Consider the following 13,903-nt stretch of genomic DNA (forward strand, 5'->3'; position numbering starts at 1 on the left):
GCGCGTAGTCTAGCGTGCGCCTGACAAGGGTAAAGACCTAGCTGTAGAGTTGTTGCGCGCGCGCCTCGAACGCGCGCACGATCCGATGCATGGCTTCGTTGAATACCACGCCGATAATCCCTTGCAGGATGGCATTCTTGAATTCGAAGTCCACATGGAACGAGACGTTGCAGCCCCCATCAGGCGCGTCCTCGAACTGCCAGTCGGATTTCATGTATTTGAAGGGGCCGTCCAGGTATTCGGTGTCGATTTTCCTTTGATCCGCAAACAGGGTTACCTTGCTGCCAAATCGTTCCCGGAAAACCTTGAACGAGATGACCAGATCAGCCTCCATCACCTCAGCCTCTTCCAGCGCATAGGTCTTGCGAATGCGGGCAGCAGCGCACCACGGCAGAAATTGGGGGTACTTGGCCACGTCGGCAACCAGGTCGTACATCTGCTGGGCTGTATACGGCAGGTGGCGGGTTTCCGAATGGATAGGCATGACGTCCGGTATTTGCAGGTGACAATGGCGCGTCATGTCGTATGTTGCGCGCCAAAGATCAAGGGGGCTGCGATGACTGACCGCGCATATGTGATAGATGAGATGATCTCGGCAAAGGCCATCGCTGCTCGAATCGAGGAGCTGTGTCGCGACATTTCGGCAGAGTTCAAAAACACCGACAAGCTGGTGGTCGTGGGTCTGCTGCGCGGCAGCTTTGTATTCATCGCCGACCTTGTGCGCGAACTTGACCTTCCGATCGAAGTGGATTTCCTTGAAGCTTCTTCTTACGGAGACGCGATGGAGAGCAGCCGGGAAGTTCGTATTCTCAAAGACTTACGCGGCGCAATTGAAGGGCGCGACGTGCTGGTTGTCGAGGATATCGTTGACACTGGCCATACGTTGAACCATGTCACCAAGTTGCTGCAAAGCCGTAACCCCGCGCGCCTGAAATCCATTGCCCTGCTGGACAAGCCGAGCCGCCGCGAAGTGGATTTCCGATCAGACTGGATCGGGTTTGAGATTCCAGACGAATTTGTCGTGGGATATGGAATTGACTACGCCCAACGCAATCGCAACCTGCCCTATATTGGCAAAGTCCGCTTTACAGACGAATAGCTGAGCGGGCAATTTACAGATTTCGTGCTCAGACCCGTTTAAAATTCTATTTTTAGAACATCATTGGACAATCATCGCCTCGTCGCTTTACCTTTCAGGAAATAGCAGGAGTATTGATAATGAAGCGGTTTTTCGCGATAGCGGGCGTCTTTTTGGCGATCGTGTCCCTTGCAGGTGCGTCTTATGCAAAAGACAACAAGGGCAAAGGGCAAGGTGCCAACAAAACCAAAGTAGAGAAATCCATTAAGTCAAACGGCAAAGCTGTTCCGCCCGGTCAAATCAAACGATACACCCGAGGTCAGAAATTGCCGAACGACCTGCGTTTTGATTATATTGACGAGCTCGACAACTGGAAGCTCAAACCGCTGAAGCCAGGGCAACGGTATATTCGGGTCGACGACGAAATAATCTCGATATCGGATGATACGAAGACTGTAATAGAAGCTGTTGGAATCGTTGGCGATCTGATGAACTGAAAGCCTCGGTCCTAGCAGTCGCGGCCTAACACAGCGTCGATGGCCTTCAAAAATATCCCGGTCCCAATCGGAATAAGCGCATCCGGGAAATCATAGTCCGGGTTGTGCAACTGGGGATGGTCGCTCCCCGACCCCAACCAGAACATTGCGGTTTTCGCGCTTTTTCCAAACTGGCCGAAATCTTCTGAAAAACGCTGTGGCTGATCGGTCAACCTGCAAGAAACGCCCTGCTCCGTGCAGGCCTTGGACAGGATCGAAACTGCTTCCGGGTGATTGGCACAAGCCTCAAACACTTCGTCATAACTGATTTCGACCGCCAGCCCTTCGGCTTTGGCCGTTTCGCGGGCCAGCGACTCAGCGTCGCTGATCAGTTGCGCCATTCTCGCGTCCGTGACGGTGCGAAGCGTCACCCACAGCTCGCCCCGCCCCGGTGCTACTCCGACCGTGCGCTCACCCAACGCTGCATGTGTGACGGTCGTCAACGCGTAGTTGTCATTCAGATCCCCGCCGCCGCCTAACGCGGTCAAAGCCGGCATCAGGTTTGCCAGCGCACCGGCAGGTGACACCCCATCTTGCGGAGCGGCAGCATGTGACGTCTTTCCGGTCAGGACGATCTGCATCCCGCGTGAGGCGCAATTGGCAGAACCGCTGCAAATTTCGACCGCCCCCAACTCCAATCCCGGTAAGTTGTGCAAAGACAACACCAGGTCGGGCGCAACTTCGGCGTATTGGGGATCAGCTCGGAAAGCAATTGCACCATTGCCGGTCTCTTCGGCTGGCTGGAAGATCAATACGACGCGGCCCTTCTTGGGGTGTTGATGCTTCAACCCGTCTGCCACGCCCAGAACTATTGTCATATGTCCATCGTGACCGCACAAATGCCCTTTGCCCACGACCTGTGATACATAGGAATGGTTCGCCAACTCCTGGATCGGCAGCCCATCCAGTTCGCAGCGAATGCCCAGCGTGGGACCGGGTTGGCCACTTTCGAAAACAGCAGCGATCCCGTGCCCACCTATTCCGGTCATGACATGGTCAGCACCAGCGTCGCGCAGAAATTCAGCCACCCGCGCCGCGGTTTTCTTTTCTTGTCCCGAAAGTTCGGGGTGTTGATGCAGCTCGTGGCGCAGACGAGTCAGTCGCGCGATCTGATCCGGTGTCACGCTTTTTGTAGCTTTTCTAGACGCGCCGCGCGCAGTCGGGTGAAATCGTCACCAGCGTGATAAGAAGACCGGGTCAAAGGTGTCGCAGATACCATCAGAAAGCCTTTGCCGTATGCCGCCTTTTCGTATGACGCGAACTCGTCGGGTGTAACGAAACGATCAACGCCATGGTGTTTCGGCGTTGGTTGCAGATACTGGCCAATCGTCAGAAAATCGATATCCGCCGCGCGCATATCATCCATGACTTGGCGCACCTGCTGTTCGTTTTCGCCAAGCCCAACCATGATACCGGACTTGGTAAAGATCGACGGATCAAGTTCTTTCACCCGCTGCAAAAGACGCAGGGAATGGAAGTACCGCGCGCCGGGGCGAACCTCGGGGTACAGACCCGGTACGGTTTCCAGATTGTGATTGAAGACATCCGGCTTTGCCTGGACCACAATTTCCAGAACATCCGCATCGCATTTCAGAAAATCGGGCGTCAGTATCTCGATCGTGGTTTTGGGAGAGCGGTGCCGCACCGCGCGGATGGTCTGCGCAAAATGCTCGGCTCCACCATCGCTCAGATCATCCCGGTCGACAGAGGTGATAACCACATGGTTCAGGCCAAGTTTTTCGACCGCATGTGCCACCCGCCCAGGTTCAAAGGCGTCAAGGTCGTCTGGGCGGCCAGTAGCGATATTGCAGAATGTGCAGCCACGGGTACAAATCTCGCCCATGATCATCATGGTGGCGTGACCCTGACTCCAGCATTCGCCGACATTGGGGCATCCTGCCTCCTCGCAGACGGTGACCAGATTATTGTCGCGCATGATCCGGCGCGTATCTGCATAACCTTTGCCGCCGGGTGCCTTGACCCTGATCCAGTTCGGTTTCTTGGGCTGCGCATTATCCGGGCGGTGCGCTTTTTCCGGATGGCGCTGTTCGGGGATCTTCAGATCTCGCACGGGCAATTTTCCTGACTTTGGGTCAATCCTGTCGCTCATAACATAGACAGATGCGCAGTGTTACACCAGCGGCGCATAGCCGCTATGCAACGCCGCCGTGCATAAGCAAGAGCACGATTGCAAATTCCCGTTTTACCGCATGTTTTCAATGCCTAATGAGAAGAGATTATTAGTTCAAAATGCGGCGTTTCGTCGATTGAAGGTAGTTTGGAACTGTTTTAAGTCACAACAAAATCACAAGTGAATCACAGGAGCTTGACCATGAAATCCGGCGCAATTCTGCCCAACGTGACCTTTCACACCCGTGTCCGTGATGACTCAATCGAAGGACCAAACCCATTCCGTTGGGAAGACAAGTCCACCGCTGACTATTTTGCAGGAAAACGCGTGATCCTGTTCTCGTTGCCCGGTGCGTTCACGCCCACCTGCTCGACATATCAACTGCCCGGCTTTGAAAACGGGTATAGCGATTTCATTGCCCGGGGCGTCGATGAAATCTACTGCATGTCTGTCAACGACAGCTTTGTGATGAACAAATGGGCGCAAGATCAGGGCCTGACCAACGTAAAGGTCATTCCGGATGGATCGGGCGAGTTCACCCGCAAAATGGGTATGCTGGTTGACAAGGATAATCTGGGCTTTGGCATGCGGTCATGGCGCTATGCGGCCATCGTAAACGACGGCGTTGTCGAAGCTTGGTTCGAAGAACCTGGCCTGATGGATAACTGCCCAGAAGATCCCTATGGCGTGTCTTCGCCCGAAAACCTGATGAAACATCTTCAGGCAACGGCAGAGCCCGAACTGGCCTGAGTATCAACAAGACAAATAAAGGCCCGTTATGACGGGCCTTTTTTTGTGCCTTCAGCCAATCATGCGGTCGCGTTCAGCCTGATCCTGATAGTGGCGTTTCAGCCGCTGTAATGCGATCCGCAGAACAATCTTGCCGGATCGTGCAGACCAGCCCATACGCTTTTCCGCCAGTTCCAACCCTTCGAGATAGCAACAACACCGCAGGGCAACGTCACTTAGTCCGGGGCCAAGATCAGACAAGGCCCGCGCCACGCGATCCCGCGCATCGGATGACCCCTTTCCTCCGTGGCTTTCACTGTCATAACAGCCACGGCCACCAGCCGTAAGAAACCGGTCCCAGTTCTGTGAAACCTGTGGGCCAATCTGCGCCAATTCGAAATCTTCGCGCAAACGCTCTCCGGCGCTGACAAGCGATTCATCCAGAAAAGGCTTGCCATCGCGGTCACGCCTGCGTGCAAGGGCAACCAACGGGCTTTCCGTGGCGCTATAGCGAATGCGCTTGATCCGGTCAGCCGCCCCGGCCGACGTCTTAGACTGAAACAACGACTGGGCTTCGGCAAATCCAAATTCAGTCCCCACCCGCGCCTTGTTTTCCGCTTTCGCAATCAGGTGGCTCAGGGCCGTTCGGCCAGCTGCAGAAATCCGATACCGTGAAATACGACCGGGGTTATCGCAGGAAATCCAGTCCTTTAAGGCCAGAGCCTGAGCGATCTCGCAATCGACGACCGCGGTTCTGGTCGCTCCGGCGTTGCCGGTGTCGCGAACGACTACCGCTTTGTCCATTTCTTCAGCCACGGCAAGAACCGAACCGGTTTCACTCAGGCGGCGCAAAATGCGCAATGCTTCTCTTTCGAACGCTTCTTCCTGGGCAGCTTCATCCGCGATCACGACCGCGTCGCCTGCGTCATCGGACATGGAAAAATGTGTTTCTGCCAGCGATTGCAAAGCAGCATCCACCAATGGATCGTCACGGCGCATCTCGATACGCCGGATTTGCCGGAGGATGGTTGACGCATGGCAGCCTGCCGATCTCGCGATATCGCGGATCGAGCGTCCGGTTTCGGTATGAGCAAGGTATCTTTGCGCCCCCTCTGGAACCCATGCCGGAATGGTGAAAGCCATGTTGTTTTCCATGATTATTTGCCCTCGTCGACAAAACAAAATGTCACTTTTCGCCCTCGGATTGCGGGTTAACCAAATCTAACTAGAGGTCCATTCGTTACTCGTTCGTTAACCTCACAAGGCGCGAACCAGATTTGATTCAAAAAGATAAACAGTCGTGAAACCATCGTTCGGAGAGGCTGTCACGCAGGCAACACCCGCTTAGGTTGTGCATTTAATGGTCCCGTAAACCCTCAGACACAGGACACATAAGATGCAGGACCTGATGACAATGATCTCAACGCTTCACCGCCCACGCATGTTGGCAAGAGCCGCCAATTTCGGAGCGAGAGAGTACAACCGGGACAGGCATCTGCAACGTATTCTGGGATACGGATCATTGCCGGGTTCAGGTCAGGCCCTGCTGCGACTGATGGAGATGGAAAAAGAGGTAAATGAACTGCGCAAAGAAGATGATGCCGCATACTCTCTGGTCCGGCATCTCGACATTCTTATCGCGCTGTTGGGTGAGGCGCGGCTGTATCAGGCCAGCCGCGCCCCGGTCCTTCAGTAATCAGGAGAACGCATCCGGCAAGGAGGCCTTTTTCTCGGCGATATAGGCTTCCAGCGCTGCGGCTGTATCCGGTTCCATATGCGGTTGCTGGTAATTAGCCAGCAGGTGTTCAACCCGCGCAGAGGCCAGAGCCCGCGTATCACGCGCGCCTTCTTCCTGCCAGGTTTCATATGGCTTGTAGTCCAGCAGATCGGACTTCCAGAACGATTCCTTGAAGTTCGCCTGCGTGTGGGCACATCCTAGGTAATGCCCGCCCGGGCCAACTTCCCGGATCGCATCCATGGCCTGCGCGTTTTCGTCATAGGCCACGCCCTTGGCCAGCGAATGCAAAACACCCAACTGGTCGGCATCCATAACGAATTTCTCGAAGTCGGCCACCAGGCCGCCTTCCAGCCAGCCGCAGGCATGCAACATGAAGTTCACGCCAGCCAACAGTCCCATATTCAGCGAGTTCGCTGTTTCATAAGCCGCCTGCGCATCCGGAAGTTTCGAGCCACAGAACGATCCTGCGGACCGATAGGGCAAGTTCAGACGCCGCGCCAGCTGACCCGCGCCATAGGTGATATGCGCAGCTTCTGGTGTTCCGAAGGTCGGGGCACCTGAATTCATGTCGATCGAAGTCACGAATGCACCAAAGATCGCGGGTGCACCGGGACGGACGATCTGGCTGTACGCCACACCGGCAAGAACCTCGGCCAGAACCTGTGTCAAAGTACCGGCTACCGAGACCGGCGCCATCGCGCCGCCCACAATAAAGGGCGAGATGATGCAGGCCTGATTGTTACGTGCATAGACTTCCAGCGAGCCCATCATCACATCGTCGAATGTCATCGGCGAGTTGATGTTGGTCAGCGACGTCATCACCGTGTTTTGCTGAACGAACTCCTTGCCGAACAGGATTTCGCACATTTCGACCGAATCCTGCGCCCGGCTGGGATCGGTCACAGAACCCATGAAAGGCTTGTCCGACAGGGTCATGTGCGCCTTCAACATGTCCAGATGGCGCTTGTTCACCGGAATGTCGGTCGGCTCACACACAGTACCGCCCGAATGGTGCAACCACTTGGACATATAGGCGAGTTTCACGAACTTGTTGAAGTCGTCCATCGTCGCGTATCGACGGCCGCCCTGTGCATCGCGCACGAAAGGAGGGCCGTAAACCGGGGCCAGAACCATGTTTCGACCACCGATTACGACCGATTTCTCGGGGTTGCGGGCATGTTGGGTAAACTCGCTGGGCGCAGTTTTGATCAGCTCACGAGCCAGGCCACGCGGAATGCGCACGCGTTCACCGTCGATATCCGCGCCAGCGTCGCGCCAGCGTTCCAGAGCGGCAGGGTTATCAACAAAGTTAACACCGATCTCTTCCAACACGGTTTCCGCATTGTTTTCGATGATCTCCAGTGCCTCTTCATTGAGGATTTCGAAGTTCGGAATGTTGCGTTCGATGTATTTCGCGGTCTCGATACGAACTGCAGTCCGCTCGGCACGGCGGGCAGCGCCACCGCCACCTCTCGCCCTGCGCCGGGTGTTTGCCTCGGTCATGAGAAGATCCCGTGTTGTTGGTTAGATTGAGCGTTTGATACAGGTTTGCCGGAACGCAAGCATAGGGATTGCGGCACGTTGGGGGAAAAAGCGACATTGCCGTTCTGCAATCCCGCCAACGGGCTGCCATTGGGGATAATCGGATTTTGGAAAGTGCGGCCCAATTGTTACCGCACCTGTCTACTTCGGATCACGAACGGCGGGAAACACGAGTGCCGAAGGCCTGTGTGGCGATCTTCATCGAATCCCGCGCCGGAATCGGACCTCGCTCTTGCGAAATGTGCAGGCTTGCCCTAAGGCGCTGACATGACCCAGACATCCCACGACCGCCTTCTGATCATCGACTTCGGCAGCCAGGTTACGCAGCTTATTGCCCGCCGCCTGCGCGAACTGAATGTCTATTGCGAAATTCACCCTTACCAGAATGTCACGATGGATTTCGTGCGGGAAATGGCCCCGCGCGCCGTGATCTTCTCGGGCGGGCCGGACAGTGTGACGCGCGAAGGGTCGCCCCGTGCTCCGCAAGAGATTTTTGACTACGGCGTGCCGATTCTGGGCATCTGTTATGGCCAGCAAGTGATGATGCACCAGCTTGGCGGCAAGGTCGAAAGTGGCCATGGCACCGCCGAGTTCGGTCGGGCTTTTGTCACGCCAAAAGACGAACTGGAAATTCTGAAGGGCTGGTTTGACGACGGGGATGAACAGGTCTGGATGAGCCACGGTGACCACGTCAGTGAAATCGCGCCGGGATTTCAGGTCTTTGGCACATCGCCTAACGCGCCCTTTGCGATCACAGCCGATCCAGCGCGCCATTTCTATGCCGTGCAGTTCCACCCCGAGGTGCACCACACGCCCAAGGGCGCGAAGCTGTACGAGAACTTCGTCAAGCTGGCCGGTTTCAAGGGCGACTGGACCATGGGGGCCTATCGCGAGGAGATGATCCGCAAGATCCGCGAGCAGGTTGGTGACAAGAAGGTCATCTGCGGTTTGTCGGGCGGCGTTGACAGCTCGGTCGCGGCGATCCTGATCCACGAGGCGATTGGAGACCAGTTGACCTGCGTCTTCGTTGACCACGGGCTGTTGCGCAAGAACGAGGCGACAGAAGTCGTCGGCATGTTCCGCGACAACTACAATATCCAACTGATCCACGCGGACGAATCCGAACTGTTCCTTGGCGAGCTTGAAGGGCAAAGCGACCCGGAGACCAAACGCAAGATCATCGGCAAACTGTTCATCGACGTGTTCCAGAAACACGCCGATACCATTGAAGGGGCCGAGTTCCTGGCCCAGGGAACGCTTTATCCGGATGTAATCGAATCGGTGTCATTTTCGGGCGGTCCTTCTGTAACCATCAAATCGCACCACAATGTCGGTGGCTTGCCGGAAAAGATGGGCCTGAAACTGGTCGAACCCCTGCGAGAGCTGTTCAAGGATGAGGTTCGCGCGCTTGGCCGTGAACTTGGCCTTCCGCAGAGTTTCATCGGGCGTCACCCCTTCCCCGGCCCCGGTCTGGCAATCCGCTGCCCTGGTGAAATCACACGTGAAAAGCTGGGTATTTTGCGGGAAGCCGATGCAATTTATATCGACCAGATCCGTAAACACGGCCTCTATGATGACATCTGGCAGGCTTTTGTCGCCATCTTGCCAGTGCGCACCGTAGGCGTCATGGGTGATGGACGCACCTATGACTATGCCTGTGCCCTGCGGGCCGTAACATCTGTCGATGGCATGACCGCGGACTACTACCCGTTCAGCCATGATTTCTTGGGCGAAACGGCAACGCGGATCATCAACGAAGTCAAAGGCATCAACCGGTGCACCTATGACATCACATCGAAACCACCCGGCACCATCGAGTGGGAATAACCGGTGGGTATCTGCGTAAAACTTAACTGATTGAGCTGCAAAACGTCCTTCTCATTCAAGCTATTGTTCAGGGCAGTCATCTATACGACCTTGAATCTGGTGCACCTTCGACGTTTGAATGGCCGGGCAAACCTAGCCTGCTTATCATAAGCTCTTGGCCTTGCGGTCTTTTGGCCGCGCGGCTACGCGACGAACCTGAGGGACGCCCGAAATGAGCCATGCGCAGAAAGACGTGTTGAAGGCCGGTCTTTGGATGACGGGTGCGATCGCCTCATTTTCATCCATGGCGGTTGCAGGGCGTGAGCTGAGTTCTGCGCATGATACCTTTGAAATCATGATGTATCGCAGCATCGTGGGGTTCGTCGTTGTTGCAACAGTCCTGACTTTAACTCGCAACTGGCATCAGGTTTCAGCCGAACGGCTGGGGTTGCACGCCCTACGAAACACTTTACATTTTACAGGGCAAAATCTCTGGTTCTACGCCGTTGCAGTGGCTCCTTTGGCACAGGTTTTCGCGCTGGAGTTCACTCAGCCGCTTTGGGTGATCCTGCTCTCGCCGCTGTTTCTGAACGAACGGTTGACCCCGCTCCGGTTGATAGCGGCGCTAATTGGGTTTTCAGGGGTTCTGATCGTCACGCGCCCAGGCGCTGCCCCGTTGAGCCCCGGCTTAATAACAGCGGCGGCATCCGCGGTATTCTTTGCTTTTACAACGATTACCACTAAGAAGCTCACGCGTTTTGCCAGCATTGGGTGTATCGTTTTCTGGCTGACTGCAATGCAAACGGTCCTTGGGGCCACAGCCGCTGGCATCGACGGTCAGATTGTGCTTCCGACAATGCAAACCGCGCCCTACTTGATTCTGGTTGGGTTGGCGGGTTTGCTGGCGCATTTTTGCATTACCAATGCCCTGTCTATCGCCCCGGCAACCGTCGTCATTCCCTTTGATTTTGCACGCCTTCCGACAATCGCGGTGATCGGAATGATCCTCTATCACGAGCCCATCGACCATTGGGTGCTGATCGGCGCCGCTATCATCTTTGCAGGCATTTTCCTGAACATCTGGTCCGAAAATCGTAACAGTTTAGCAACAGTTCAGAACTGTAGTGGCAACAAGTAACGCACCGTCACCAGTTGACCTTAAACTAACTGAAAAGAAAGTATCGCGCATTACACACGAGTAGGCGCTGGACTCACTCAATTCTTCGCCAGGCAAATACTCGAAAAAGTTCGGGAGGACAGAATGAAAACAACACTACTCGCAACGTGCGCTTTGTGCGTTGGAGCAACGGCTGGTTTTGCAGGCGGCCTGGACCGCAGCGGTCAGGGTATCAACCTGATCTTTGAAGAAGGCTCTGCAGTTCAGTTTCGGTTGGGGTATACCGACCCAAGCGTGACCGGTACGATGCCAGACGTTTTTGGCACAAATGGTGGCCAACCCGTTGATTCAGGTGAAGTTGCGAACGACTTTTTTACACCGCACTTGGGGTACAAAACGGCGCTTACAGAAAAGCTTGATTTCGCCATCATGTATGATCAGCCCTTCGGTGCCGATATTCAGTACGCGAGCACGTATCCCTTGTCTATCAACCCAATTCCCGGCGGTCGAACCGACAGCCTGAGGGCGACAGCGGATACAGATGCCATCACAGCGCTGCTGCGCTACAAATTCGATGGCGGGTTCAGTGCGATCGGTGGTATTCGCGCGCAGCGCGTCAAGGCCTCGATAACTGTTCCCATTACCGCAGGCTATCAGGTGGATACCAGCGCTGATACCGCATTTGGGTATGTTGTTGGTGTCGCCTGGGAAAAACCCGAAATCGCAGCACGTGTATCGCTGACTTATAACTCCAAGATCAGCCACGACCTTTCGCAGACAGAATCGCTCAATCCGCCTCCTATCCCACCAATTCCGCCGGGGACTGTGGCAACGTTCAACACCACAAGTGAGATTGAAACACCGCAGTCAATCAACTTGGATTTCCAGACCGGTGTGGCGCCCAAGACATTGTTGTTTGGCTCGATCCGTTGGGTCGACTGGCCACAGCTTGTGTATAACCCGCCAAACTATCCGCCGACCACGAACCTGGTTGACTATGACGAAGCCACCTTCACCTACTCTCTGGGTTTGGGCTATCAGTTCTCGGAAGAGTTTTCTGGTGCTGTGACACTGGGCTACGAATCTTCCCAAGGTACGCCGGTGTCGAACCTCGGCCCGACAGATGGGTTCTGGAGCATCGGTCTGGGTGGCACCTATTCTCTTGAGAATGCCAAAATTTCCGGTGGTGTACGTTACACGGATATCGGAGATGCCACCGCGAATGGCGCCGGTCCGGCGGCACGTGGTACATTCACAGGCAACAGCGCCTGGAGCGTTGGTTTCCAGATCACATACGCTCTGAACTGATCTGAGTATCATATGTTCCTACAAAGCCTCGCAGTTTCTGCGGGGCTTTTTCGCATGAACCGGGTCGCCGTTGGTTAACTTCAATGAAACAGTGCCCGTATGGATGCACAAAAACACCTCTCTCTTCGCGCCTGGGCCGAGCTTTTGTTGCTTGGACTGATCTGGGGCGCCTCCTTTGTTTCCATCCGGGTCGCTCTGGACACGCTTCCCGTGATGACGTCGGTTTTGCATCGCACATTCTGGGCCATGCTTGTCTTGTGGCTGGTGATTTGGATCAAGGGGATCAAGGTGCCGCGCTCGCCCGGTATCTGGGGCGCTTTTTTGGTCATGGGGCTATTGAACAACGTCATCCCCTTTAGCCTGATGGCTTGGGGGCAGCTGTACATTGACACGGGTCTGACGGCGATCCTGAACGCGGCGACTGCGATCTTCGGCGTTCTGATTGCAGCACTGTTTTTTCGCGACGAACGATTGACAAAGACCCGGCTACTGGGTGTCTGCTTGGGCTTTCTTGGTGTCTCAATCGCGATCGGAGTGCAGAATTTCTTGAATTTCAGCCTGCAAAGCACCGCTCAGATTGCAGTGTTGACCGGAACAGTTTCCTACGCATGTGCCGCGGCTTGGGCGAGGCAAACGTTATCGCACCTTTCCCCAGTGATTGCCGCCGCCGGTATGCTGACGGCTTCGACAGTGCTGGTATTACCAATAACACTAGCAGTTGATGGAATACCCAGCTTGGCGTTACCCGCGATAACCTGGGCGGCCATCGGGTATTATGCGATAGTCGCAACGGCCGGCGCATATCTGCTTTACTATCGGGTTTTGGCAATGGCCGGCAGTGGCAATCTGATGCTGGTGACGCTTGTCATACCCCCGGTCGCTATTGTTCTGGGCGCATTGCTGCGCGAAGAGTCCCTGTCCCCAAACGCCTTTCTGGGCTTTGCCGTTCTGGCGATTGGCCTTTTGGTTCTGAATCGTTCGTCCCGGCCCAATTGACGCCGTGCGCTGCCCGATTTAGCTAGGGCAAAAAGGACAGCGCAAAATGATCTACACCTCAGCCAATGACTGGCGCACCGCAAGCCGCAAGAAAGTGCTGTTCTTTGGCATGTCAGGATTAGGCAAGACCTACGTATCCAACATCCTCAGAGATTCCGGGAACTGGTTCCACTACTCGATCGATTACCGGATCGGAACGCGCTATATGGGCGAGTACATCACCGACAATGCCAAGGCCGAGGCCATGAAAGTTCCGTTCTTGCGTGAACTGCTGTTGTCGGATTCGATCTATATCGGTTCGAATATTTCATTCGCCAATCTGACACCTGTTGCTGCTTATCTGGGCAAGCCGGGAAACCCCGATCTGGGCGGCTTGGACATGCCGGAATACCGCCGCAGGCAGGAACAGTTTCGCTTGGCCGAAATTCATGCGCTGCTGGACACCGAATACTTCATCGACCGCGCCGAGCGTCTGTACAAATATCCTCACTTTATCTGCGATACGGGCGGATCCATCTGCGAGTGGGTGGATCCCAAAGACCCAAGGGATCAGGTTTTGTCCGAACTCGCGCGGCACACCCTCATGATCTGGCTGAAGGGTGACGAGGGTCATACGGCCGATCTTGTGCGCCGTTTCGACAAGGCCCCAAAACCCATGTCCTATCAGGCCGATTTCCTGACCCGTTCCTGGACAGAGTATCTGGATCAACACGGCTGTGCAGAGACCGAGGTCAACCCCGATGATTTTGTCCGCTGGACCTATGCACAAGCCCTGGCCCATCGTCAGCCCCGGTACGAGGCGATGGCAAAGAACTGGGGCGTGACGATTGATGCCAATGACATCGGCAAGATCCGCGATGCGGCCGATTTCGATGAGTTGATCGAACGTACCCTTGAGGCCAGACGCAATAACGCCTAACTA

Annotated in this window: 14 protein-coding genes; 9 read left to right on the forward strand and 5 right to left on the reverse strand. The window is 55.3% G+C overall.

Annotated elements, in window-relative coordinates:
* Positions 1 to 37: 37 nt before the first annotated feature.
* A complete protein-coding gene (locus ACR0DY_RS02590; protein ID WP_480545622.1) occupies positions 38 to 484 on the reverse strand; it encodes a type II toxin-antitoxin system RatA family toxin in 447 nt (148 codons plus the stop codon).
* Between the two features lie 72 nt (positions 485 to 556).
* Here ACR0DY_RS02590 and hpt point away from each other — a divergent pair, with 72 nt between their 5' ends.
* Positions 557 to 1,099, forward strand: coding sequence for a hypoxanthine phosphoribosyltransferase (hpt, locus tag ACR0DY_RS02595; protein WP_480472475.1), 543 nt, complete (start codon positions 557 to 559; stop codon positions 1,097 to 1,099).
* 119 nt (positions 1,100 to 1,218) lie between these two features.
* Positions 1,219 to 1,575, forward strand: coding sequence for a hypothetical protein (locus ACR0DY_RS02600; RefSeq protein WP_480485807.1), 357 nt, complete (start codon positions 1,219 to 1,221; stop codon positions 1,573 to 1,575).
* An 11-nt stretch (positions 1,576 to 1,586) separates the two neighbouring features.
* On the opposite strand, the gene ACR0DY_RS02605 is transcribed toward ACR0DY_RS02600, so the two are convergent.
* Together ACR0DY_RS02605 and lipA are read right to left on the reverse strand one after the other, a co-directional pair.
* The gene (locus ACR0DY_RS02605) at positions 1,587 to 2,738 is read right to left on the reverse strand and encodes an amidohydrolase (RefSeq protein WP_480545623.1); all 1,152 of its coding nucleotides are present in this window, start codon (positions 2,736 to 2,738) and stop codon (positions 1,587 to 1,589) included.
* Positions 2,735 to 3,685 carry a lipoyl synthase gene (gene lipA / locus ACR0DY_RS02610; protein ID WP_480481175.1) on the reverse strand — a complete coding sequence of 317 codons (951 nt, stop codon included), beginning with the start codon at positions 3,683 to 3,685 and terminating at the stop codon, positions 2,735 to 2,737. The genes ACR0DY_RS02605 and lipA overlap by 4 nt, the downstream gene beginning before the upstream one ends.
* Before the next feature lie 261 nt (positions 3,686 to 3,946).
* Between lipA and ACR0DY_RS02615 the strand changes: the two genes are divergently transcribed.
* Complete coding sequence (locus ACR0DY_RS02615) at positions 3,947 to 4,495, forward strand: redoxin family protein (protein ID WP_480481177.1); 549 nt, start codon at positions 3,947 to 3,949, stop codon at positions 4,493 to 4,495.
* A 51-nt stretch (positions 4,496 to 4,546) separates the two neighbouring features.
* Here the strand turns inward: ACR0DY_RS02615 and ACR0DY_RS02620 are convergent, their stop codons facing one another.
* Positions 4,547 to 5,629 (reverse strand): DUF6456 domain-containing protein, encoded by a 1,083-nt coding sequence (locus ACR0DY_RS02620; protein ID WP_480481179.1) that lies wholly within the window; start codon positions 5,627 to 5,629, stop codon positions 4,547 to 4,549.
* A 241-nt stretch (positions 5,630 to 5,870) separates the two neighbouring features.
* Between ACR0DY_RS02620 and ACR0DY_RS02625 the strand changes: the two genes are divergently transcribed.
* Positions 5,871 to 6,170 carry a DUF6477 family protein gene (locus tag ACR0DY_RS02625; RefSeq protein ID WP_480481181.1) on the forward strand — a complete coding sequence of 100 codons (300 nt, stop codon included), beginning with the start codon at positions 5,871 to 5,873 and terminating at the stop codon, positions 6,168 to 6,170.
* Here the strand turns inward: ACR0DY_RS02625 and ACR0DY_RS02630 are convergent, their stop codons facing one another.
* Positions 6,171 to 7,715, reverse strand: coding sequence for a trimethylamine methyltransferase family protein (locus ACR0DY_RS02630; RefSeq protein ID WP_480481183.1), 1,545 nt, complete (start codon positions 7,713 to 7,715; stop codon positions 6,171 to 6,173). It lies immediately after the preceding gene.
* A gap of 306 nt (positions 7,716 to 8,021) precedes the next feature.
* On the opposite strand from ACR0DY_RS02630, the gene guaA reads away from it, so the two are divergent.
* From guaA to ACR0DY_RS02655, 5 genes are all read left to right on the forward strand, one after another.
* Complete coding sequence (gene guaA / locus ACR0DY_RS02635; RefSeq protein WP_480481185.1) at positions 8,022 to 9,581, forward strand: glutamine-hydrolyzing GMP synthase; 1,560 nt, start codon at positions 8,022 to 8,024, stop codon at positions 9,579 to 9,581.
* A gap of 211 nt (positions 9,582 to 9,792) precedes the next feature.
* Positions 9,793 to 10,698 carry a DMT family transporter gene (locus tag ACR0DY_RS02640; RefSeq protein ID WP_480481187.1) on the forward strand — a complete coding sequence of 302 codons (906 nt, stop codon included), beginning with the start codon at positions 9,793 to 9,795 and terminating at the stop codon, positions 10,696 to 10,698.
* Positions 10,699 to 10,821: 123 nt separating this feature from the next.
* A complete protein-coding gene (locus ACR0DY_RS02645; RefSeq protein WP_480481189.1) occupies positions 10,822 to 11,985 on the forward strand; it encodes an OmpP1/FadL family transporter in 1,164 nt (387 codons plus the stop codon).
* Positions 11,986 to 12,084: 99 nt separating this feature from the next.
* Complete coding sequence (locus ACR0DY_RS02650) at positions 12,085 to 12,981, forward strand: DMT family transporter (RefSeq protein ID WP_480545625.1); 897 nt, start codon at positions 12,085 to 12,087, stop codon at positions 12,979 to 12,981.
* Positions 12,982 to 13,027: 46 nt separating this feature from the next.
* Entirely contained in the window at positions 13,028 to 13,900 is an 873-nt protein-coding gene (locus ACR0DY_RS02655) for an ATPase (protein WP_480472449.1), read from the forward strand.
* The last annotated feature ends 3 nt before the right edge of the window (positions 13,901 to 13,903 follow it).

The sequence above is a fragment of the Ruegeria sp. O6 genome (assembly GCF_056535045.1).

Excerpts from the sequence above, each read along its gene's own strand:
- ACR0DY_RS02645 (WP_480481189.1), top strand. The coding sequence starts at position 10,822 with ATGAAAACAACACTACTCGCAACGTGCGCTTTGTGCGTTGGAGCAACG.
- ACR0DY_RS02640 (WP_480481187.1), top strand. The coding sequence starts at position 9,793 with ATGAGCCATGCGCAGAAAGACGTGTTGAAGGCCGGTCTTTGGATGACG.
- ACR0DY_RS02655 (WP_480472449.1), top strand. The coding sequence starts at position 13,028 with ATGATCTACACCTCAGCCAATGACTGGCGCACCGCAAGCCGCAAGAAA.
- ACR0DY_RS02615 (WP_480481177.1), top strand. The coding sequence starts at position 3,947 with ATGAAATCCGGCGCAATTCTGCCCAACGTGACCTTTCACACCCGTGTC.
- hpt (WP_480472475.1), top strand. The coding sequence starts at position 557 with ATGACTGACCGCGCATATGTGATAGATGAGATGATCTCGGCAAAGGCC.
- ACR0DY_RS02620 (WP_480481179.1), bottom strand. The coding sequence starts at position 5,629 with ATGGAAAACAACATGGCTTTCACCATTCCGGCATGGGTTCCAGAGGGG.
- ACR0DY_RS02650 (WP_480545625.1), top strand. The coding sequence starts at position 12,085 with ATGGATGCACAAAAACACCTCTCTCTTCGCGCCTGGGCCGAGCTTTTG.
- ACR0DY_RS02590 (WP_480545622.1), bottom strand. The coding sequence starts at position 484 with ATGCCTATCCATTCGGAAACCCGCCACCTGCCGTATACAGCCCAGCAG.
- ACR0DY_RS02630 (WP_480481183.1), bottom strand. The coding sequence starts at position 7,715 with ATGACCGAGGCAAACACCCGGCGCAGGGCGAGAGGTGGCGGTGGCGCT.
- ACR0DY_RS02625 (WP_480481181.1), top strand. The coding sequence starts at position 5,871 with ATGCAGGACCTGATGACAATGATCTCAACGCTTCACCGCCCACGCATG.
- ACR0DY_RS02600 (WP_480485807.1), top strand. The coding sequence starts at position 1,219 with ATGAAGCGGTTTTTCGCGATAGCGGGCGTCTTTTTGGCGATCGTGTCC.
- guaA (WP_480481185.1), top strand. The coding sequence starts at position 8,022 with ATGACCCAGACATCCCACGACCGCCTTCTGATCATCGACTTCGGCAGC.